Source organism: Gordonia crocea (genome assembly GCF_009932435.1).
GTDB classification, from domain to species: Bacteria; Actinomycetota; Actinomycetes; order Mycobacteriales; family Mycobacteriaceae; genus Gordonia; species Gordonia crocea.
The window spans coordinates 1,183,512-1,203,976 of the sequence record NZ_BJOU01000001.1; the positions used below are offsets into that span (position 1 = coordinate 1,183,512).

Sequence of the window (20,465 nt, forward strand, 5' to 3'; positions counted from 1 at the left end):
GTGGTATCGGCTACTTGCTCATCACCACGGCGGGGACCTTCGACAGCGTCGCGGACAAGGCGTCGATCTTCGCCGAGAGCGCCTTGCGGGTGGCCTCGTCGACCTTGTCGTAGGAGACGTAGCCGGTGCCCTCGCGGAGCTTGTCGATCGCCGCGTTGATCTCGTCGAACTGCTTGGTGATCGTCTCCATCAGCTTCGGGTCGCGCTTCTTGATGATCGGCTGCAGCTCGCCGATTAGGCGCTGGCTGCCTTCGACGTTGGCCGCGAAGTCCCACAGGTCGGTGTGGGAGTAGCGGTCCTCCTCGCCGGCCACCTTGGTCTTGGCGATCTCGTCGATGAGCGCCTTGGGGCCCTGCACGAAGAGCTGGGTGTCAAAGGTGAAGTCGGGCTTGTCGACTTCGGTCTTCAGCGCCCGGACGTTGGTCAGCAACTCGTCGGCTGCCTTGTGGATCTCTTCGGTGGTGTCGGCCTTCTTGGCGTTTGCGGCGTCGGCCGGGGAGACCTTGCCGTCGGCGTCGCCGATCTCGTCGGCCTTCGGCGGCCACAGGTAGCGCTCGATCCGGTGGAAGCCGGTGAAGCGCTCGGTCCCGTCGGCGGTGTCGTCCCAGCGCATGTCGATCTTCGGGTCGAGGTCGCTGAACGACTCGGCCACCGGCTCGATCCGCTCGTAGTAGCTGCGGGTGGGGCCGAACAGTTCGCGGGCCTTGTCGTAGTCGCCGCGCTTGATGGCGTCGACGAAGGTGACGGTCGCCGCCTCGAGGTTGGCGACCTCCTGGCGGACGAAGGCGAGGTAGCGCTTCTTGGCCTGCTCGACGTCGGCGGGGGCCTCGTTCTTGGTCTTCTCCTCGCCGGTCACCGTGATGGTCTGGCGGATACCGGTGCCGACCATACCGGGCTTGCAGGCGACCTCGTAGGTGCCCGGCTTCACCAGCTCGACGGTGAGCTTGCCGCTGACGCCGGGCGCGATGTTCTCGACCTCGCCGAGGACGCGCGAGCCCTCGAAGACGTAGAACTCGGTGACCTTGGAGCCGTTGTTGGTGACCTTGAACCCGACGGACCCGGTGGCCGCCGTCGTCGGATCCAGGTTGCACTCGGTGTCGGTGGAGGTGACCGCCAGTGTCGTCGCGGCGGAGTCCTTGGCCACACAACCGGTGAGGGCCAGCGGCACGACGACGGCGACGGCGCCGAGCGCGGCCGCCGTCGTCGGGAAGCGGAAGGTGTCACGCATGGGTGGAGCCTTTCGGTGAGGGTGATTGTGATGGGGAGGGGGATGATTCGGAGGGGGTGGGGGAGTCAGACGGGCGGGCCGCAGGGGCGCGGCGGCCGCCGAGTTGTCGGCGCAGGAAGATCGGCAAGACGATGGCGATGTAGAGCAGCCACGCCGCGACCTGCAGCCAGGTCGGGTCGGGGCGGAAGTTGAAGATCCCGGCGAGGATCGACCCGTACCAGGAGTCGAGTTGGTAGCCGGTCAGGTGGAAGGCGAGCTCGCCGTGCCCGGGGAGCCAGTCGAGCCACCCGTAGCTCTCCATCGCGCGGACGCCGTAGGCCAGGATTCCGGCCGCGACGAAGACGAGGAAGGTGCCGGTGAGGGTGAAGAAGACCGTGAAGTTGATCCGCACCGCGCCGAAGTAGAGGCCGACGGTGATGGCCACCGCGACCAGGATCCCCACCAGCAATCCGAGGAGCGGGACTATTCCGCCGGAGACACTCTCGGCGTACCCGGCCATCAACAGTGCGGTCTCGAGTCCTTCGCGTCCGACCGCCAGGAAGGCCAAGAGGAAGACTGCGAACGGCCCGGTGGCGAGGGCATCGGACAGGCCGGCCTTCAGGTCGCCGGACAGGTGCGCGGCGGCCTTGCTCATCCACAGCAGCATGTAGGTGACGATCGCCACGGCGACCAGCGAGGCGACCCCGGCGACCAGTTCGGCGTATTTCGAGTCGATCGTCGACGTGCCGAACTGGATGCCCAGGAAGACCGCGACCAAGATGACCAGGGCCAGCCCGACACCGAGCCAGACGTAGCGCAAGGCATCGCGCCGGTCGGATTTCACCAAGAAGGCGACGAGGATCATGACCACGATCCCGGTCTCGAGGCCCTCGCGCAGACCGATGACGCTGCTCCCGGTGAGTTGGGTCAGCAGCGAGGCCGTCGGCTCGGCAGCGGCAAAGGTCGGCATGCGGGACTCCGTCCTCGGAAAAGGTGAGCCTAACCGAAAAACGATGTACGCGCGCACCGGGTTCGGCGAGAAGGAAGAGGTTGCCCCGACCGCGATATGGAACAATCGGACAGACAGTCTTCCAGGGGGTTCTTCCATGACCGGCACGGGGCGCCGCGGGCGCTTGGCGATGATGGCGTTGGCGTTGGTCGCCATCGCCGTCGTCGGTGCGGGCTGCGTCGACCTGCCCTCGCGGCACCGGATGAACATCCCCAAGGGCGTCCCGCCCGGCGCCGGCGCCCCCGTCCCGTACATCGACATCCACCGCCCGGGTCGCACCGCCGACCGGTTGAACGCATGGGCCCGGCCCATCTCGAACGCGACGGGGATAGGGGTGACGGCGCTGGAGGCCTACGGCAACGCGGCGGAGATCCAGCGCCAGCAGCATCCCGAGTGCGGGATCGCCTGGACCACCCTGGCCGGTATCGCGGGGACCGAGAGCAAACACGGCCGCCACCACGGCGCCCGGGTCGCCCTCAACGGCGACACCAGTCCGCCGATCCGGGGCCCCGAACTCGACGGCACCAACGGGAACATGCGCATGGTCGACCAGGTGCACCCGACGCGCGCCGACGGCAGCCCGAACTACGTGCGGGCCGAGGGCCCCTTCCAATTCCTGCCGGAAACCTGGCAGCGCTACGGCGTCGACGCCAACGGCGACGGCAAGGCCGATCCGGACAACATGGACGACGCCGCCCTGTCGGCGGCGCGCTATCTGTGTGTGGCCGCCGGCGGTGACATGACCACCGCACGCGGCTGGACGGCCGCACTCATGGTCTACAACCAGTCGCGGCCGTATGCCGAAGAGGTCCGCGACCGCGCCAACGCCTACTCGGTCAACGTTCGGTACTGAGCGCACGGGCCGCAACGCCCGGTATTACCCTTGGTGAAACACCACACCAACGCACCATGAGGGGTAGACAGCCGTGGCAATGATCGAGCAGGTGGGCGCGCGCGAGATTCTCGACTCGCGCGGAAACCCGACCGTCGAAGTCGAGGTGGCTCTGGAGGACGGCACGCTCGCCCGCGCGGCAGTGCCGTCGGGCGCGTCGACCGGTGAGCACGAGGCCGTGGAGCTGCGCGACGGCGGCGACCGCTACGGCGGCAAGGGCGTCCAGAAGGCGGTGAAGGCGGTCCTCACCGAGATCGCCGAGGAGATCGTCGGCTACGAGGCCGATGACCAGCGCCTCGTCGACCAGGCCCTCCTGGACCTCGACGGCACCGCCGACAAGTCGCGACTGGGCGCCAACGCGCTGCTGGGTGTCTCGCTGGCGGTGGCCAAGGCCGCCGCAGAGTCTGCCGCGCTGCCGCTGTACCGCTACGTGGGCGGTCCCAACGCCCACGTGCTGCCGGTGCCGATGATGAACATCATCAACGGCGGTGCCCACGCCGACTCCGGCGTCGACGTCCAGGAATTCATGATCGCCCCCATCGGCGCCTCGACCTTCGCCGAATCGCTGCGCTGGGGTGCCGAGGTGTACCACTCGCTCAAGTCGGTGCTGAAGGCCAAGGGCCTGTCCACCGGCCTCGGCGACGAGGGCGGGTTCGCCCCCAACGTCGCGGGCACCACCGAGGCGCTCGGCATCATCTCCGAGGCCATCACCGGGACCGGTCTGCGCTTCGGCACCGACGTCGTGCTGGCGCTCGACGTGGCGGCCACCGAGTTCTACACCGCCGGCAGCGGCTACGCCTTTGAGGGTGCCACCCGCTCGGCGGAGGAGATGGCGCAGTTCTACGCGAAGCTCGTCGACGAGTTCCCGCTGGTCTCGATCGAGGACCCGCTGTCCGAAGACGACTGGGAGGGCTGGGTCGCCCTGACCGAGGCCATCGGCGACAAGGTGCAGCTGGTCGGCGACGACCTGTTCGTCACCAACCCCGAGCGCCTCGAGCGCGGCATCGTCGAAGGTGCGGCCAATGCGCTGCTGGTCAAGGTGAACCAGATCGGCACGCTGACCGAGACCCTCGACGCGGTGGCGCTGGCCCACAACAACGGCTACAAGACGATGATGAGCCACCGGTCGGGCGAGACCGAGGACACCACCATCGCCGATCTGGCGGTGGCGTGCGGCTGTGGCCAGATCAAGACCGGTGCGCCGGCGCGCAGCGAGCGGGTGGCCAAGTACAACCAGCTCCTGCGCATCGAGGAAGGCCTGGGCGATGCGGCACGGTACGCCGGGGACCTCGCCTTCCCGCGGTTTTCGCCGCAGGCGTGATTAGCTAGAAGGTATGGCAGAGCGCAGAAACGAACGGGCGGGCCGGGCACGGTCCGCCCGTTCGTCGCGTTCGCGTCCGGCCTCGGCCCGGCCGGCGTCGCCGCGTCAGGCCGCCGGGCGGCGACCGCGCAACCCGGCGCCGACGAGCGGCACCGGCCCCATCACCGACGCGATCAGTCTCGACCTGATCGGGGAGGACGGCAACGGTCCGTTCGACGACTCGGCCACGGCCGTCCTCGACGTCGTCGCCGACGATTCCGACGAGACGTCCACGGCGCAGAAAGCCGCAGCCGAGAAAGCCGCAGCCGAGAAGTCTGGGGCCGAGAAGTCTGCGGCGCGCCGCGCCCGCCTCGAAGCGGCCGGCCGCGCGCCCGCCGCCGCCCTGGCGGCCCGGTGGCACCGGCTCAACCCGCGGCGTGCGATCGTGCTCGCCGTCGTCCTCGGATTCGTGGCGCTCACGCTGGCCGTGCCGCTGCGCACCTACTTCTCCCAGCGCGCCGAGCTCGACCAGGTCCGTGCGGCCAATGCGGCGGTCGAGCGCGAGAACGCCGAGCTGACCCGCAAGGTCAACGAGCAGGGCGACCCGGCCTACGTCGAGGCGCAGGCCCGGGCCCGGCTGCGGTACGTCCGGCCGGGCGAGATCCCGTTCGTGTTGGAGATCCCCGGGCGCGACCGGGAGGCCCAGGAACGACGACGGGCCGCCGAACGCGCAGCCAACCCGTGGTATGCCAATCTGTGGGACTCGGTGTCGACACCGCCGGCGAAGTGATGCCGCGGTGAATGTGTCACAGGCCGATTTGGCCGTTGTCGCCGAGCAACTCGGCCGAGAGCCGCGCGGCGTCCTGGAAATCAGTTACCGCACCCCCGACGGGCGTCCGGCGGTGGTGAAGACGGCGCCGCATCTACCCGACGGGACTCCGTTCCCGACGCTGTACTACCTGACCGATCCGCGCCTCACCTCGGCGGCGAGCCGGTTGGAGTCCTCGGGCGTGATGAAGACGATGACCGAGCGGCTGGCCGCCGACGAGGAGTTGGCCGCGGCTTATCGCCGTGCCCACGAGAGCTATCTGGCCGAGCGCGACGAGATCGAATCGCTGGGCACCGACTTCAGCGGCGGCGGCATGCCCGACCGGGTCAAATGCCTGCACGTGCTGATGGCGCACTCGCTGGCCAAGGGGCCCGGCCTCAACCCGTTCGGCGACGAGGCCGTCGCGCTGGCCTGCGATGACGGGTTGCGGGGGACGGCGCTGCCGGCGGATTGGCCGGCCTCGACCCCACAACCGGAGGAGCAGCAGTGATCCGAGTGGCCGCCGTGGACTGCGGGACCAACTCGATCCGCCTGCTCGTCGCCGATCCGGCGCGCGACGGGGCCGGGCTGACCGACCTGCACCGCGAGATGCTCGTGGTGCGCCTCGGCCAGGGCGTCGACGCCACCGGCCGGTTCGCCGACGAGGCCATCGAGCGGACCCGCGCGGCGCTGTCCGGCTACGCGGCGACGATGCGCGAGCTCGGCGTCGAGCGCGTCGACATGGTCGCCACCTCCGCCACCCGCGACGCGGCGAACCGCGACGACTTCTTCGCCATGACCGCCGAGTTGCTGGGCACCGTCGTCCCCGGCGCCGTGGCCCGAGTCATCACCGGCGACGAGGAGGCGCGGCTGTCCTTCCGCGGTGCGGTCGGCGACCTGGACCCGGCATCGGGTCCGTTCGCGGTCACCGACCTCGGCGGGGGATCGACCGAACTCGTCGTCGGCGACGTGGGCGGCGTCATCGCCGCCTATTCGGCCGATGTGGGATGTGTGCGGACCACCGAGCGGTGTCTGCGCGGCGATCCGCTGTCGGAGCAGGAGATCGCCGACGCGCAGGAGTTCATCGGGGAACGGTTGGCCCCGGCTTTCGCCGCGGTCGACGTGTCGTCGGTGCGCACCTGGGTCGGCGTGGCCGGCACGATGACCACCCTGGCCGCGCTCGTGGCGGGCTTGGACGAGTACGACCCGGCGAAGATCCATCTGTCGCGGGCGACGCTGGCCGATCTGCACCGGGTCTGTTGGGACATCGTGGCGATGCCGCGGGCGCAGCGGGCCGCGTTGGGCGTGATGCACCCGGGCCGGGTGGACGTGATCGGTGCCGGCGCCCTGGTGACCGATGCGCTCGCCGAGCAGATGCGCCGCCGCGCCGGGATCACCGACATTGTGGTCTCCGAGCACGACATCCTCGACGGCATCGCGCTCAACCTGCTCGACGCGCCCTAACCGCCGACTGGGCCCTCAATCTCGCCGACTGGGCCCTCAATCTCGCCGACTGGGCCCTCAGGCAGCGCTGGTGTCGAGGGTGGCCGCACCGCGATCGAGGTTGAGGTTGTTGCAGGCCTCGCAGACCGACTCGGGGATGATCCCCGCGCGCTGCAGGTACCCGAAGGTGATGCAGCCCAGGCAGATGCCGAAGGCGAACTCCAGGAAGGCCGCGACGATCAACAGGCCGATCGTGATCTGGGCTGCCAGGCCGAAACCGAGCAGGCTCAGCACGGTGGCCACCACGCCGAAGGTCAGGCCGACGGTCTGGGCGAAGCGCTTGGGCGGCCCGGGGACCAGCTTCTCCTTCTTCCACACCTGGGGCACGATGACATGCACGGCGAGGCGGCCGAACGGCGAATACTTCGGTCCGCCGGCGACGCGCAGCGCAAATCCGAGCGCCAGGATCGCGTACAGCCACCACTGGTTGACGACGATCGAAGCGACGGCCAGTGCGATGACCAGGCCGGCCGTCGAACGGGCCGCGTAATCGTTGACCGGATTGGGGAAGGCGAAAGCCTCGCGCAGGGACATGGTGGGTACCTCCAAGTAACAGACCCCGTCAACGGTAATCGCAGATCAGCCGGGGTGCGGGGTTAGATTCACCCTGCGCACAATTGCCGGATCGGGATTAGTCGAGTCCCGCCGGCGGAAATCCGGCTCGGGCCACCTCGGGTGGGCTATCGATCCTCGTTCTCGACCGGTGCCTCGATCGCTTTTTGCAGGGATACCGGTGCTTGCTCGAGCTCGCCGATCACCGGGTCGTCGTCCTCCTCGTCGACGAGGCGCTCGCGGGCCATCCGGTCGAGACGGGCGGCATCGTCTTTGGCGCGTTTGGCCGCCTCGCGCATCTCGAAACCGTCGGTGATGAGTTCACCGATCTCGCGCGCGACGTCGACGACGGCGCCGGTGATGATCGTGGCGATCCTCCCGACGCGCGTCGCCGTCGTCTGCACGGCTTCCTGGGCGAGGTCCTTGCCCCGCTCGAGGCGCTCGAAGTCCAGGTCGCGCCCCACACCGGGGAGTCGCGGTTGCTCGTCGCTCATAGCCGATCAGAGTACCCGTTGTGGCGGCTATCCGGCCTTGACGGCATTCGCGCGCTCGATGTTGACGACGAGGTCGTCGTCGTCGCGCGTCCACGAATTCGGCAGGCTCAACTTGGCGATCTTCTTCCAGGTCGATCCGAGCTGGCTGCGCAGGTTGCCGGTGTTGTACGGCAGTCCGTGCCGCTGGCAGATCTCCCGGACCTCCTGCGACATCTCCGGGTACCGGTTGGCCGGCACGTCGGGGAACAGGTGGTGCTCGATCTGGTGGCTGAGGTTGCCGCTCATGATGTGGAACAGCTGGCCGCCGGTGATGTTGGCCGAGCCGAGCATCTGGCGGATGTACCACTCGCCGCGGGTCTCGTTCTCGCACTCCTCCTTGCTGAAGGTCTGCGCGCCGGTGGGGAAGTGGCCGCAGAAGATGATGGAGAAGGCCCACAGGTTGCGGATCAGGTTCGCCGAGGCGTTGCCCAGCAGCGTCGGGATGAACAGCGGGCCGGTGAGTGCGGGGAAGATCAGGTAGTCCTTCAGCACCTGCTTGCCGGCCTTGCGCCACATGCCTTTGACGAGGCCCTTGACGTCGGACCACTTGCGCTCGCCGGTGGCGATGCGTTCGACCTCCAGGTCGTGGGCCATGACGCCCCACTCGAACAGCACCATCAGCGCGGCGGCGTAGCCGAGGTTGCCCAGGTAGACGGGGTTCCACTTCTGGTCGCGGGCCATCCGCAGGATGCCGTACCCGATGTCGCGGTCCTCGCCGATGATGTTGGTGAAGGTGTGGTGCATGTAGTTGTGGCTGTGGCGCCACTGCTCGGCCGGGCACACGGTGTCCCACTCGAACTCGCGCGAGTTGTAGGTGTCCTCGCGCATCCAGTCGTACTGGCCGTGCATGACGTTGTGGCCGATCTCCATGTTGTCGAGGATCTTCGACACCCCGAGCATGCCGACCGCCGCGATCCAGGCCGGCGGGAACCAGCCGAGGTACATGAGCGCACGACCGCCGATTTCGAGTCCGCGCTGGGCGCGGATGATCTTGTACAGGTATTCGCGGTCGGATTCGCCGACGTCGGACATGATCCTGGCGCGGAGTTCTTCGAGCTCGCGCCCGATCTCCTCGACCTGCTCGCGGGTCAGGTCGACCTCGGTGATCGGCGCAACGCTGGTGAGCGCGGGCGTGCGGGTGGTGGCGTCGTGGAGAGCGCTGATGTGCAGTGCCATGGCTAGACCTCGATTTCTACATCGCCAACGGGAGCGTTGACGCAGAGTTGGATGTGGGTGTCGGCTTCGGTGTCGGTTTCACCGGTGAGGACGTTGCGGGTGCACCCGGACTTCTTGACCTTGGTGCAGGAGAAGCAGATGCCCATCCGGCATCCGCTCTCCGGGGACAGGCCGGCGGATTCGGCCTGCTCGAGGATGGTCCGCCCGTCGTTCTCGGCGGTCACCCCGGAGTCGGTGAAGCTCAGCTGCCCGGTGACGGGCTCGTTCGGATCGACCTCGGGGATGGTCAGGGTGAAGGCCTCGGTGTGGAGGCGGTCGGCGAATCCGGCGGTTTCACCGTGGCTGCGGACCGCGTCCATCAGGGTGGCCGGGCCGCAGAGGAAGATCTGCGCGTCGTCGGGGATGCCGGCGAGGTGTTCCCCGGTGAAATGGTCCGGCGACGCTCCGCGCGTGTAGTGCAGGCGCAGGTCGAGATTGGGGTAGAGCGCCGCGAGGTTGTGCAGCTCGGCGGAGTAGGCGACGTCGGCGGCGGAACGCGCGTAGTGAACGAATGTCATCGATCCGCGGTAGTCGCGCGCGACGAGCGTACGCAGCATTGAGAGTACGGGTGTAACACCCGATCCACCGCTGATGAACACGACCGAACGACCCGGGTCGGCGGGGAGGGTGAAGTCGCCGGCCGCCTGGTCCAGGCCGACGACCGTGCCGACGCGGGCGTGGTCGTACAGGTGGCGGGAGACGAAGCCGTCGTCGTGGGCGGTGATGGTCAACTCGATGTTGTCGCGGCGGTCGCCGGCCGCATTGGCCGGCGAGAAGCAGCGGCTGTGCCGAACCCCGTTGATCACCGTGCTGACCTGGACGTATTGTCCGGCCTGATGGCCCTTCCACTGTCGGGTGGGGCGCAGGGTGAGGGTGACGGTGCGCGGCGTGGCGCGGCGGACCGCGACGACCTCGGCGCGCAGGTCGCGCCAGGTGACCATCGGGTCGACGAGTTCGAGGTAGCGGTCGACGGGGTGTGGGGCGAGGGCGGCCTGGACGACCGATCCCACGAGGGTGGAGAGTCGGGAGCTCATGCGGACTGCCTCCTTGAGGCTTGCGAGTGGGCTGTTGGCGTTACAGTGAACGTGTGTACACCAAAAAGTGTGCCACATGTTGATAGCACCGCGTCAAGGGGAGGTCATGTGACGGCCGTCACCGCCGTACACTCGGGGCTTGTGACCCCGGCCGATGACGTGCGCGACGAGCAGCGCTCCAGTCGTTCACGCGGCTCGTCGTCGCGGCGGTCGTCGTCGCGGGACACCGAGTCACGGGCGGAGAAGAAGAACCGCACCCGGCAGGCCCTGCTCGACACGACGATGGACCTGGTCGCGCAGCGGAGCTTCGCCAGCCTGAGCCTGCGCGAGGTCGCCCGCGGTGCCGGCATCGTCCCGACCGCCTTCTACCGGCACTTCAGCTCGATGGAAGACCTGGGCGTCACCCTCGTCGAGGACTCGATGCGGGTGTTGCGGCGCGCGCTGCGCGAGGGTCGGCGCAACCTGGCCTCCCGCAACGCCCTGCCCACGGCCACCAATTCGCTCGAGATCCTCCTCGACCACGTGCGCGACAACGAGGCCCAGTTCCGCTTCCTCGTCCGCGAACAGCACGGCGGCGTGGCGGAGATCCGCCGCGCCATCGACACCGAGTTGCGCCTCTTCGGCAAGGAGCTGGCCATCGACCTGGCGAGGCTGCCCGACATGGGGGCGTGGTCGCCCGACGACCTCGAGCTCGCCGCCGGGTTGATCGTGAACGTCATGCTCGCCGCCGTCGCCGATCTGCTCGACGGCGAGTACCGCGGCGCCGTCGTGGAATCCGAGGTCATCGAACGCGCCAAGCGCCAGCTGGTCCTGGTCTTCCTGGGCATGTCGCGATGGGATCCGGAGCGCTCCGGCTGACCTGTCGGCGGGCCGCCGCCGCCGTATGCTGCTCCCATGACGCAGGGTGATCGGACCGGCACGACGTTCGGCCGCTATGAGCTCGGGGAACTCCTGGGCCGCGGGGGGATGGGCGAGGTATACCGGGCCGTCGACACCAAGAATGACCGCACCGTCGCGCTCAAACTGCTCCCGGCCTCCTTGGCCGCCGACGAATCCTTCGCCGAACGCTTCCGTCGCGAGTCGCACGCGGTGGCCAGGCTCGGCGATCCGCACATCATCCCCATCCACGACTACGGCGAGATTGACGGCACCCTGTACCTCGACATGCGGGTGGTGGAGGGATCGGATCTGCGGGCGGCCATCCGCGGATCGGGAAAACTCGCCCCCGAGCGCGTCGTCTCCATCGTCGACGACGTGGCGCAGGCCCTCGACGCGGCGCATGCGGCCGGCCTGGTGCACCGCGACGTGAAGCCGGAGAACATCCTGCTCACCGCGAGTGACTTCGCCTATCTGGTGGACTTCGGCATCGCCCGCGCCGCGGACGGCAGCGAACCGCATCTGACGAAGCTGGGCACCGCGATCGGTTCCATCGCCTACCTCGCGCCGGAGATCTTCGACGACCACGAGGCGACCGTCGCCAGCGACGTCTACTCCCTCGCGGTGGTGGCCTTCGAAGCCCTTACCGGCCGGGTGCCCCATCCCGGGGCGACGCAGGCGGCCACGATCAAGGCGGCCCTGCTCGACGATCCGCCGCCGGCGAGCTCGATCGACCCGAGTCTGCCCATCGGGTTCGACGAGGTGCTGGCGCGCGGCCTGGCCCGCGATCCCGCGCAGCGGTATGCCACGGCGGGCGAGTTCGCGGCCGCGGCGCGCGCCGCGCTGGCGACCGGTTCCCAATGGAGCCCGACGACGGTGATCGGCCAGGCCGGCCCCCAACCCACCGGCCCGCAACCCACCGGCCCGCAACTCCAGCCGACCGGCCCGATGTACCCGACCGGACCGTTCTATCCCGACGCGCCCGGGTTTTCGACCGGCGCGCAGTATTACGCACCGCCGGTGGCGCCGCCGGCGGCGCGACGCAGCCGATGGCCGGTGGCCCTGGGGTTGGCGGCGGTGCTGGCCCTGGTCGGCGGCGCGGTCGCCGCCTTCCTGATGCTGCGGCCCGATGGGACCGACCGGTCCGGTGGCGGCCCGGTGACGGTGACCGAGACCCACACGCCGACGACCACCACGCTGGCGACGCCTCCGCCGGATTCGATCCCGTGTGACACCACCGTCGGGGTTGGATCGTCGGTGACGACCTGTCCGTTCGCCGCGGCGGTCCGCGATGCCTACCTGGCCGCCGGGCCGAAGGGGCAGGCCCGCACGGTGGACGCTTTCAGCCCCGCAACGGGGAGGAGCTACACGATGAGCTGCGTGCCCAGCGGGGAGATCGTGGTGTGTCGCGGGGGCAACAACGCGGTCGTGCATATCTACTAGGAACCATGAATCGTTCACCCGCCCGATTCCTCGCCGTGCCGGTTGCCCTTGCCATCGCCACTGCCATCGGCCTCACCGCGGCCGGTTGCGGTGGCGAGGAGCGACAGGGCGAGGAGGGGCGAAGCGAGTCGTCGCCGAGTGTCTCGCCACCCGCGTCGTCGGTCCCGTCGTCGGTGAGCCGGTCGGCGCCCCGTCCCGCGCCGGGCCCGCCGATGAGTGCGGCCATCCCCGCGCTGGCCGCAGCGTACGGGGACCTGAACAAGGCGCTCGCCGACGTCGGGGCGAACCAGAAGGTGGCATTGGCGATCCTGCCGGTCGGCCGCCCGGCCGAGCCCATCGTCTTCGGTGACATCGACCCGCCGCAGGTGGCCTGGTCCAGCATCAAAGTCGCCCTCGCGGTGGCCGCCGAGCGGCACCACGGCGGGCCGATGCCCGCGACCGTCGCCGCGATCACCGCGTCGGACAATGCGGCCGCCCAGTCGCTGTGGCGCTCGCTCGGCGACGACCGGCAGGCCGCTGCGGCGGTGACGCGCGTGCTGCGCGAGGGCGGTGACGACCGCACGACAGTCCCGGCGGTCGCCAAGCGGCCGCCGTATTCGATCTTCGGCCAGACGGTGTGGCCCGTGGCGAACGCCGCGCGGTTCACCGCGGGATTCGCCTGCCTGCCCGACGCGGGACGGGTCCGCACCCTGATGGGCCGCGTCGACGGCAACCAGCGGTGGGGCGCGGACAAGCTGAAGTCGAAGACCGAGGTGAAGGGCGGCTGGGGTCCAGGCCGGTCGAGCGGTTATGTGGTCCGCCAGATCGCGGTGATCACCCATCGCGACGGATCGCAGACCGCGGTGGCGATGGTGACGTTCGGGACCGGCACGACCATGGCCACCGGTACCACCGCGCTCGACCATGTGGGGGTGTGGTTGAGCCGCAACGCCAGGAACCTGCCGCGCGGCTTCTGCTGACCGTCCCGACGGTTCGACGGGGCAATTCTGTCGATTTTGGTGTGATCTGAGTCTCCCTGTGTTCAGATGAGAGATACAAACGAACGACGAATGTATCTCTGTATCTGAATCGAGGGGATTGCGATGGGTGACGCTGAGGTCAGTAGGCGTGCCGCACTGAAGGCCGGTGGAGTCGCGCTGGGCGGGGTCGGCGCCCTGGCGATGGCCGCGCCGGCGGCCCGGGCCGAGCCGTGGTCCTGGTCGCCGCGCGGATCGGTGGCCGGACACGGGGCGGGAGCGGACCCCCGCACGGTGTGGGACCCCGAGGCCGACCCGGTCATCGCCAACGTCCTGGAGAAGCACAACGTCAACCGGATCAACGCCGAACTGCGGACCTGGGTGCGCAACGGCCAGCCGGTCCCCAAGGGGTTGCCCTCGGAGCTGCGCGACTTCATCGAGTACGCGCGGATCCTGCCCTCGTGGACCGATCACCGGAAGCTGGCGGCGGGCTTCGAGTACAACAAGAAGCACGGCACCGTGATCTCGGTGCTCTACGCCTTCGCCAGCGGCATGATGTCCACCGTCATTCCCAACGAGGCGCGCGCGGTCTATTACTCCAAGGGCGGGCAGTTCTTCAAAGACCGCATCGCCAAGACCGCCAAGCTCGGCTACGACATCGGCACGGTCAATGCCTACCAGCCCGACGGCCAGATGATCGTCACCAGCGTGAAGACGCGGATGATCCACGCGGCGGTGCGCCACCTGTTGCCGCAATCGCCGCATTGGCCCAAGCAGTACGTCCCGATCAGCCAGGAAGACCTGATGGTCACCTGGCACAGCCTGCCGACGACGATCATGCAGACCCTGGTGAAGTGGGGGATTCCGACGCCGCCCGATCAGTCGAAGGGCTACCTGCACACGTGGCAGGTCTGCGGGCACCTCCTGGGCATCAAGGATGAGTACATCCCGGCCAGTTGGCGGCAGGCCAACGGCCAGTCGCGCAAGATCCTCAAACCGGTGCTGGCCCCCACCCGCGAGGGGGTCCGCCTCGCCGACGACCTCCTGCGCCTGGGCAACGAATTGGACCTGACGCTGTTGAGCAAACCGATCCTGGGCGCGTTCACCCGCTACATCCTCGGCGACAAGATCGCCAACTGGATCCGGGTGCCCCGCGAACCGGTCTGGAGCCCGCTGCTCGAGTTCAGCTGGCCGCCCTACCTGGCGGTGCGCTCGGGGATCGTCACCGCGGCCCCGATCACCGACAACGCCTATTGGCTGTTCGACGAGTTCCTCCGGCAGTTCGTGCTCTGGTACATGTCCGAGCTGCGCATGCCGCTCTCGATCGAGCTCCCCCAACACAACCGGCATTTCTGACCCGACGGGAGACCTCCCATGTCCGGTGCAACCCACCTCCGCCAGATCCGGCGGACGTCCGCCGCCATCGTCGCCGGCGCCGGGGTCCTGGCCGTCGGCATCGCGGTTGCGTTGAACGACGACTACTCGGCCCAGACGGCGCCCGTGCCGCCCGTCGGTCCCGCGCCGGCCATCGGTGAGCCGGTCGGGTTCACCGGCTGGGTGCCGGTGTCCCGGGTGCGCCGAACGGGCAAGCCGCCGCACTCGACGACCGAGGCGTCGTGATCCCCGCCGCCACGGCCGGCCCGGTCTCACAGACCCTGGCCGCGATCGGGACGACGGTCGGCGTGACGTGTACCGACCCCGACGAGCTCACCCGCGCCGTATCGGTGCTGCGGGCGCGGCTGGGCGCGCTCGACGTCGCCGTGTCGAGGTTTCGGGGCGACTCCGAACTCGCCCGGATCAACGCCCGCAGCGGCGCGCTGGCCGCGGCCGATCCCGGGGGATCGTTGCGCATCGTGGTCGGTACCACCCTGGCCGCGTGCCTAGCCGCCGCATTGCGGACCGAGCGGTTGACCGGCGGGCTGGTCACCGCGACGCTGGGGGCCGAGTTGGTGGCCTGCGGCTACGACGCCGACCTCGACGAGGTGCGCGCGCGGGGCGGGCGGCCCGACGACTTCTCCGCGCCGGTCACCCGCGACTTTCCCGCACCCGGACGCGCCCCGGGCCGCCGGCGCCCGCGAGCCCTCGACTTCGACAGCGGGTACGGCCTGTTGCTGCTGCCGGCCGGGGTGGCGCTGGACCTGGGCGCGAGCGCGAAGGCCTGGGCGGCCGATACGATCGCCGCCGAATTGGCCGCCACCGGCTCCGGCGGCTACCTGGTGAACCTCGGCGGCGATATCGCGGTGGCCGGCCCGCCACCGGCCGACGGATGGTCGATCGGCATCCGCGACGGCGACGGGGAGATCCGCGAGTCGGTCCGCGGTACCGGGCAAGCGTTCGCCACCTCGTCGACGCGGGCGCGCACGTGGCGCCACCGCGGGATGGTCCACCACCACATCCTCGACCCGCGACTGGGCATCCCGGCCCGATCGCGATGGGTGCAGGTCACCTGCGCGGCTCCCGATGCCGTCCAGGCGAATGCCGCGTCGACCGCGGCGATCATCCTCGACGATCGGGCACCGCGGTGGCTGCGCGAGCGCGGCGTACCGGCCCGCCTCGTCGCCGCCGACGGGCGGGTGGTCACCACACCGGGATGGGAGTCGTCGGACGGTTCGGCCCGGCGGGCGCGGTGAGCAGCCCGTGGCTGTGGTTCGCCTCGCGGGCCGGTGGCGTGGTGGCGCTGATCCTCCTCACCTCGGTGGTGGTGCTCGGCGCGGTGACCGCGGCGGACCGCCCGTTGCCCACGGCCTCGGCCGGTTGGGTCGCCGGGTTGCACCGCTATCTCACCGTCGGCCTGGCCGTCCTGCTCGTGGTCCACATCGGCGCCGCGGTCATCGACACCTACGTGGACCTGGCCTGGCGCTCGATCTTCCTGCCGCTGACCGCCGGCTATCGGCGGACCTGGGTGGCGGTCGGGACGGTGGCGCTCGACGCGGTGCTGATCGTCGGGATCACGTCGTGGCTGCGTCCCCGGCTGTCCCACCGGGTCTGGCGGTCGCTGCACTGGGCGTCGTATGCGGCGGCCGCGGCGGCGGTGGTCCACGCCTTGACCATGGCCTCGGCCGATCAACCCGGATTCCGCGCGATCACCATTGCCTGCGGTGCCGCGATGGTCACGGCCGTGGTGTGGCGGGTGTGCAGCCGCAGCCCGGATCGCCGACGACGGGCGGCGGCCGCGGCGGGGGAGTGGGCGTGAGGGCGCTGGCCGGCCTGTTGACCGCGGCCGGACTCACCGGGCGCGGCGGGGCCGACTTCCCCACCGGCGCCAAGGTGGCGCTCGCGGCCGACCACGGCGCCGACCTCATCGTCAACGCCTGTGACGGCGAGCTCGATGCCCGCAAGGACGGCTGGGTGGTCGCCCACCACCTCGCCGAAATGCTGGCCGGTGCCCGGGCGGTCACCCGCGGCACCGTCCGGGTCGCGGCCCGACGGGGATCGGCGACGCTGGCGCATCTGCACCGGGCGGGGGTGGCCACCGTGTCGGTGCCGGGCCGCTACGTCGCCTCCGAGGAATCCGCACTGGTGAGCCTGGTGCACGGGGGGAGTGCCCGGCCGGTGATGCGGTTCGAGCCGATTGCGGCCGGTGCGCGCGACGGGCGCGGGCGGCGGCTGCGCCCGACGCTGGTCCTCAACGCCGAGACGGTGTGGCGGATCAGCCAGATCGCTGATCGGGGGGCACGGTGGTTCCGGTCCTTCGGCAGCCGCGTCGAACCCGGCCCGAGGTTGGTGGCCCTCGTCGACGGGGTTGCCGAACCGGGGGTCTACGAGGCGGAGGCCGGGATGTCGACCGCCGAGCTGCTGGCGTTGGGCGGCGGTCCGACCGGCGTGCCGGGCGCACTGTGGTTCGGCGGCCTGGCGGGCGGTTTCGTCCCGGCGGCGGAACCGGCGCTCCGGTGGTCGCGGGTCGGGCTCGCCCGGTTCGGTACCCAACCGGGCAGCGGCGTCGTCCGGGTCGTCGATGACCGCAGCGACCCGTGGCCGATCGTCCTGGGTGCGCTCGCCTATGCAGCCGGTGAGTCATCCGGTCAGTGCGGGCCGTGCATGTTCGGGGTGCCGGCACTGCGCGACGGACTTCTCTCGGTGCTCGTCGACCCGGCACCGGCGCGGATCACCGCCTTGACCCGACGTATCGAAGGGCTGCCGGGCCGTGGGGCGTGCCGCTATCCCGACGGCGTGGCCGGCTTCCTCGACTCGGCGTTGCGCAGCTTCCCGATCGGGGGCCGGCCGTGAGGGCGAACCGAGGGCACCGCGGCGAACTCGCCGTCGACCGCACCGCCTGCACCGGCCAAGGGGTGTGCGCCCACCTGCTCGACGCTGCGGTGTCACGCGACGAGTGGGGCTACCCGATCATCGTCGACCCGGTCACCGAGCGCGGACCGTCGCGGGTCGCCGTGGCCCTGTGCCCGGCCGGTGCGCTCCGGTGGACCCGGATTGACGACGGCACCAACACACCACCGCACAACAACAAGGAAAGGGGATCGACAACATGAGCATTTTTCACTATCTGCAAAATCTGCTGTACTGGTTGGACGCCGGATCAACCGGATTCGGCGGGTACGGGAGCTGAGACCGCACGGTGTCGGAGAGTGGGGCGCAGTGCTCGAGCAGGATCCCGGCGCCGCCGCGATGCTGGGTCGAGTCCTCGCCGACACCGCTCCGGCGGCCGACGACGACGCCATCCGCACCCGGATCCTCGATGCGGCGCGCGAGCAGTTCAGCGCCATCGGGGTCCGCCACTCCACCATGGACGACGTGGCCCGCCGGGCCGGCGTCGCCCGGATCACCGTGTACCGCCGCTTCCCCACAAAAGACGCGTTGGTCGAGCAGGTGACCCAGCGCGAGTACCGCGACTACTTCGAGCAGTTCCTGATCGACATCCGTGAGGCGGCGACGGTCCAGGAACGCGTCGTGGTGGGATTCACCCACTCCATGCGCGCCATCCGCAACAACCCGATCATCGGCGGGATGGCCACCGCGGAACCGGAGATGTTGGTGCGCGCCATGGGCGACGACGGCCGGTTGATCGCCGTGGTGCGGCAGTTCGTCGCCGCGCAGTTGGGCAAGGAGCGCGACGCCGGACACGTCGCGGCCGACCTGGACGTCGAGCTCGTCGCCGAGGTGATGGTCCGGATCTCGGCCTCCTTCCTCACCACGCCCAGTGCGATCGTCGACATCGACGACGACGAGGCGCTCGCCGACCTCGCCCGCCGCTTCCTGGTTCCGATGCTGGGCTGATTGCGCCCAACCCGGTTCTGGCGTTCGACGCGAGCCGATTTCAATTACCTTGCGGGCCAATAATTTTCGCGGACGAAAAGTTTGCGCTGGTCATTCACGGTTTGTTCATCCCGGCGGTGTCAATACTTCATCCACGGCCAGCCCACGGCCACTTTCTGTCCATTTCTTCTCCGTAACGTTCGGCGCGTTGTCGGGCGCGGGCCGAGGTCCCCGCTCCAACCAGACCTGTTTCCAAGGGAGAAGGAACACAATGAGCACATCCACGGGTGCCGTGAAGCGCCTGGCCGCCCTCGCCGCCGTCCTACCGGCCGTCGTCGCAGCCATCGCCGCCGGCTCGACGGCGCTGGCCCATGCCGACACGTTCGTCCGCCTGCCCAACGGGACGGCGAAGTCGGGCGGCATCACGATCATCAAGACCGGTGAGAGCGCCCGCGTCGCACCGTCGATCGCCGCCAACGGCGCCGGCCGCTCGGCCTGGTTGTCGGGCAAGGCCAAGATCTTGGCCCCGCACATCGACAAGCAGGAGGCCGGTCCCAACAACGGTCCCCGCGGTGAGGATGCGATGCCGGGCTCGAACGGCGCGTCGACCACCGGTGCGGCCGCCTCGCTGACCGTCGGCTATGTGGTCGGCTGCCAGGTGAACCTGGGCAACCTCGACGCCGGCATCACCGGCTCGTTGGAGAGCCTCGCGAACCCCCTGCCGATGGCCGGTGGAACGCTCAGCCTGCCGCTGAGCCCGGGCCGCGTGCAGTACGTGCTCATCGAGAAGAAGCAGCTCGAGGAGCCGGGTACCTACTACTTCAACTGGGACCGCGCACAGCTGGAGATCGGCGGTTGCGCCGGTCACGCCCAAGCACGCTCGTTCGTCATCGTCGAGACCACCGGTGACAACCACCAGAAGGTCAGCCTCTTCGGCAAGCGCTTCTCCGTCGGCTGATCCCCCCACGACCGTCACCACGACCCTTCACTTGAATTCGAGGAATCCATGAACAAGCGCGAAATCTTGATCGCCGCGGCGACCGGTGCGACGGTGGTCGCCACCGCCGCGTCGGTGCTCGCCCCCGCCCTGGCCGGTGCCGACACCCGTGTCGTCCTGCCGTCGCAGACCGATACCAAACGGATGGGGGATGGCACCCTCGTCACGATGAGCCGCAGCCAAGAGCGGGCCATCGTCAACGCCTCCGTCGGCGGTACCCCGGTGCACCGCAACGCCGCGGTCTCCGGGCAGTACCGGATCCGCACCTCCGAGCCCGCCAAGAAGATCCAGCTGCGCGCCGGCTACGTCGTCGGCTGCCAGGTCAACTTCGGCGGCGTGAAGGGCCAAGGCGGGTCCGGCACCATCGACACCACGCCCGAGCCGGTGGAGATCAAGCCGTCCGGCGGTGCCACCTTCACCCTCGGCCCCGGCCAGGCGACTAACTACTACATCGTCGACACCGAGAAGGCCGACGACTTCGGCAATGAGAAGCACGAGCCGAAGGTGACCTGGAAGAAGAAGGACGACGTGAAGTTCGGGTACTACAACACCCAGCTGACCCTCAACGGCTGCGCCGGCTTCGCGCAGGCCCGGTCCATCGCCAACGTCCTGGTCGAGACCAAGCACGCCACCGAGTACCTGGTCTTCTACGGCCGCCCGTTCTCGCTCGGCTGACACGCACCACCGTTTTCGGCCCCACCGACCACGTGTCGGTGGGGCCGAAATGCGTTGAACGGCCCGTGCCGAACCCTGCGCCAACGGTGGAAGTGGCGGGAATCGTGTTAATTCTCGTTGCTGGCCGCGCATCGGTGTTCGGCCAGTTCGGGTGGGGTGGGCCTGTCTGAGTTAACGTCTCCGTAACCCAGATGTAGGGCTCATGAACATGCAGGCTTGCGCATGCGCTTTCATTCTCCTCTCAGGTTTGCATA

23 protein-coding genes are annotated in these 20,465 nt (G+C 69.5%); 17 read left to right on the forward strand and 6 right to left on the reverse strand.

All coding sequences use genetic code 11. The annotated features are described in order from the left end of the window. Positions 1 to 10: 10 nt before the first annotated feature. The gene (gene efeO, locus nbrcactino_RS05615) at positions 11 to 1,228 is read right to left on the reverse strand and encodes an iron uptake system protein EfeO (RefSeq protein WP_161926461.1); all 1,218 of its coding nucleotides are present in this window, start codon (positions 1,226 to 1,228) and stop codon (positions 11 to 13) included. Beyond that, on the reverse strand, positions 1,221 to 2,177 hold the full coding sequence (efeU, locus tag nbrcactino_RS05620) for an iron uptake transporter permease EfeU (protein WP_161926462.1): 957 nt from the start codon (positions 2,175 to 2,177) through the stop codon (positions 1,221 to 1,223). The genes efeO and efeU overlap by 8 nt, the downstream gene beginning before the upstream one ends. A 136-nt stretch (positions 2,178 to 2,313) precedes the next feature. Here efeU and nbrcactino_RS05625 point away from each other — a divergent pair, with 136 nt between their 5' ends. The 5 genes from nbrcactino_RS05625 to nbrcactino_RS05645 all read left to right on the forward strand — a co-directional run bounded on the left by nbrcactino_RS05625 (position 2,314) and on the right by nbrcactino_RS05645 (position 6,680). Further along, complete coding sequence (locus tag nbrcactino_RS05625; RefSeq protein ID WP_161926463.1) at positions 2,314 to 3,069, forward strand: lytic transglycosylase domain-containing protein; 756 nt, start codon at positions 2,314 to 2,316, stop codon at positions 3,067 to 3,069. A gap of 73 nt (positions 3,070 to 3,142) precedes the next feature. Then, the gene (gene eno, locus nbrcactino_RS05630; protein ID WP_161926464.1) at positions 3,143 to 4,429 is read left to right on the forward strand and encodes a phosphopyruvate hydratase; all 1,287 of its coding nucleotides are present in this window, start codon (positions 3,143 to 3,145) and stop codon (positions 4,427 to 4,429) included. A gap of 13 nt (positions 4,430 to 4,442) precedes the next feature. Further along, positions 4,443 to 5,198, forward strand: coding sequence for an FtsB family cell division protein (locus tag nbrcactino_RS05635; protein ID WP_161926465.1), 756 nt, complete (start codon positions 4,443 to 4,445; stop codon positions 5,196 to 5,198). Between the two features lie 7 nt (positions 5,199 to 5,205). Next, entirely contained in the window at positions 5,206 to 5,727 is a 522-nt protein-coding gene (locus nbrcactino_RS05640; protein ID WP_161926466.1) for a DUF501 domain-containing protein, read from the forward strand. After that, entirely contained in the window at positions 5,724 to 6,680 is a 957-nt protein-coding gene (locus nbrcactino_RS05645) for a Ppx/GppA phosphatase family protein (RefSeq protein WP_161926467.1), read from the forward strand. The genes nbrcactino_RS05640 and nbrcactino_RS05645 overlap by 4 nt, the downstream gene beginning before the upstream one ends. Before the next feature lie 57 nt (positions 6,681 to 6,737). Here the strand turns inward: nbrcactino_RS05645 and nbrcactino_RS05650 are convergent, their stop codons facing one another. From nbrcactino_RS05650 to nbrcactino_RS05665, 4 genes are all read right to left on the reverse strand, one after another. Beyond that, positions 6,738 to 7,253, reverse strand: coding sequence for a DUF4395 domain-containing protein (locus tag nbrcactino_RS05650; protein ID WP_161926468.1), 516 nt, complete (start codon positions 7,251 to 7,253; stop codon positions 6,738 to 6,740). Between the two features lie 146 nt (positions 7,254 to 7,399). Continuing rightward, positions 7,400 to 7,765 carry a hypothetical protein gene (locus tag nbrcactino_RS05655; RefSeq protein WP_161926469.1) on the reverse strand — a complete coding sequence of 122 codons (366 nt, stop codon included), beginning with the start codon at positions 7,763 to 7,765 and terminating at the stop codon, positions 7,400 to 7,402. Positions 7,766 to 7,792: 27 nt separating this feature from the next. Beyond that, entirely contained in the window at positions 7,793 to 8,980 is a 1,188-nt protein-coding gene (locus nbrcactino_RS05660) for a fatty acid desaturase family protein (protein ID WP_161926470.1), read from the reverse strand. 2 nt (positions 8,981 to 8,982) lie between these two features. Next, positions 8,983 to 10,053 (reverse strand): ferredoxin reductase, encoded by a 1,071-nt coding sequence (locus tag nbrcactino_RS05665; protein ID WP_161926471.1) that lies wholly within the window; start codon positions 10,051 to 10,053, stop codon positions 8,983 to 8,985. 141 nt (positions 10,054 to 10,194) lie between these two features. Here nbrcactino_RS05665 and nbrcactino_RS05670 point away from each other — a divergent pair, with 141 nt between their 5' ends. From nbrcactino_RS05670 to nbrcactino_RS05725, 12 genes are all read left to right on the forward strand, one after another. After that, the gene (locus tag nbrcactino_RS05670; RefSeq protein WP_161926472.1) at positions 10,195 to 10,911 is read left to right on the forward strand and encodes a TetR family transcriptional regulator; all 717 of its coding nucleotides are present in this window, start codon (positions 10,195 to 10,197) and stop codon (positions 10,909 to 10,911) included. Between the two features lie 36 nt (positions 10,912 to 10,947). Further along, positions 10,948 to 12,372, forward strand: coding sequence for a serine/threonine-protein kinase (locus nbrcactino_RS05675; RefSeq protein WP_161926473.1), 1,425 nt, complete (start codon positions 10,948 to 10,950; stop codon positions 12,370 to 12,372). Positions 12,373 to 12,377: 5 nt separating this feature from the next. Next, a complete protein-coding gene (locus tag nbrcactino_RS05680; protein ID WP_161926474.1) occupies positions 12,378 to 13,331 on the forward strand; it encodes a hypothetical protein in 954 nt (317 codons plus the stop codon). Positions 13,332 to 13,454: 123 nt separating this feature from the next. After that, the gene (locus nbrcactino_RS05685; RefSeq protein ID WP_161926475.1) at positions 13,455 to 14,684 is read left to right on the forward strand and encodes an oxygenase MpaB family protein; all 1,230 of its coding nucleotides are present in this window, start codon (positions 13,455 to 13,457) and stop codon (positions 14,682 to 14,684) included. A gap of 18 nt (positions 14,685 to 14,702) precedes the next feature. Continuing rightward, positions 14,703 to 14,948, forward strand: a complete 246-nt coding sequence (locus nbrcactino_RS05690; RefSeq protein ID WP_161926476.1) for a hypothetical protein — start codon at positions 14,703 to 14,705, stop codon at positions 14,946 to 14,948. Then, a complete protein-coding gene (locus nbrcactino_RS05695) occupies positions 14,945 to 15,958 on the forward strand; it encodes an FAD:protein FMN transferase (protein WP_161926477.1) in 1,014 nt (337 codons plus the stop codon). The genes nbrcactino_RS05690 and nbrcactino_RS05695 overlap by 4 nt, the downstream gene beginning before the upstream one ends. After that, positions 15,919 to 16,521 carry a ferric reductase-like transmembrane domain-containing protein gene (locus nbrcactino_RS05700; RefSeq protein ID WP_228460694.1) on the forward strand — a complete coding sequence of 201 codons (603 nt, stop codon included), beginning with the start codon at positions 15,919 to 15,921 and terminating at the stop codon, positions 16,519 to 16,521. Before nbrcactino_RS05695 ends, nbrcactino_RS05700 begins: the two co-directional genes overlap by 40 nt. Further along, positions 16,518 to 17,555 (forward strand): NADH-ubiquinone oxidoreductase-F iron-sulfur binding region domain-containing protein, encoded by a 1,038-nt coding sequence (locus tag nbrcactino_RS05705; RefSeq protein ID WP_161926478.1) that lies wholly within the window; start codon positions 16,518 to 16,520, stop codon positions 17,553 to 17,555. The genes nbrcactino_RS05700 and nbrcactino_RS05705 overlap by 4 nt, the downstream gene beginning before the upstream one ends. Continuing rightward, positions 17,552 to 17,815 carry a ferredoxin gene (locus tag nbrcactino_RS05710; RefSeq protein WP_161926479.1) on the forward strand — a complete coding sequence of 88 codons (264 nt, stop codon included), beginning with the start codon at positions 17,552 to 17,554 and terminating at the stop codon, positions 17,813 to 17,815. The genes nbrcactino_RS05705 and nbrcactino_RS05710 overlap by 4 nt, the downstream gene beginning before the upstream one ends. 106 nt (positions 17,816 to 17,921) lie before the next feature. Further along, entirely contained in the window at positions 17,922 to 18,560 is a 639-nt protein-coding gene (locus nbrcactino_RS05715) for a TetR/AcrR family transcriptional regulator (RefSeq protein WP_308470333.1), read from the forward strand. Positions 18,561 to 18,810: 250 nt separating this feature from the next. Continuing rightward, a complete protein-coding gene (locus nbrcactino_RS05720) occupies positions 18,811 to 19,497 on the forward strand; it encodes an MspA family porin (RefSeq protein WP_161926480.1) in 687 nt (228 codons plus the stop codon). 48 nt (positions 19,498 to 19,545) lie between these two features. After that, positions 19,546 to 20,211 (forward strand): MspA family porin, encoded by a 666-nt coding sequence (locus nbrcactino_RS05725; protein ID WP_161926481.1) that lies wholly within the window; start codon positions 19,546 to 19,548, stop codon positions 20,209 to 20,211. Positions 20,212 to 20,465: the final 254 nt, after the last annotated feature.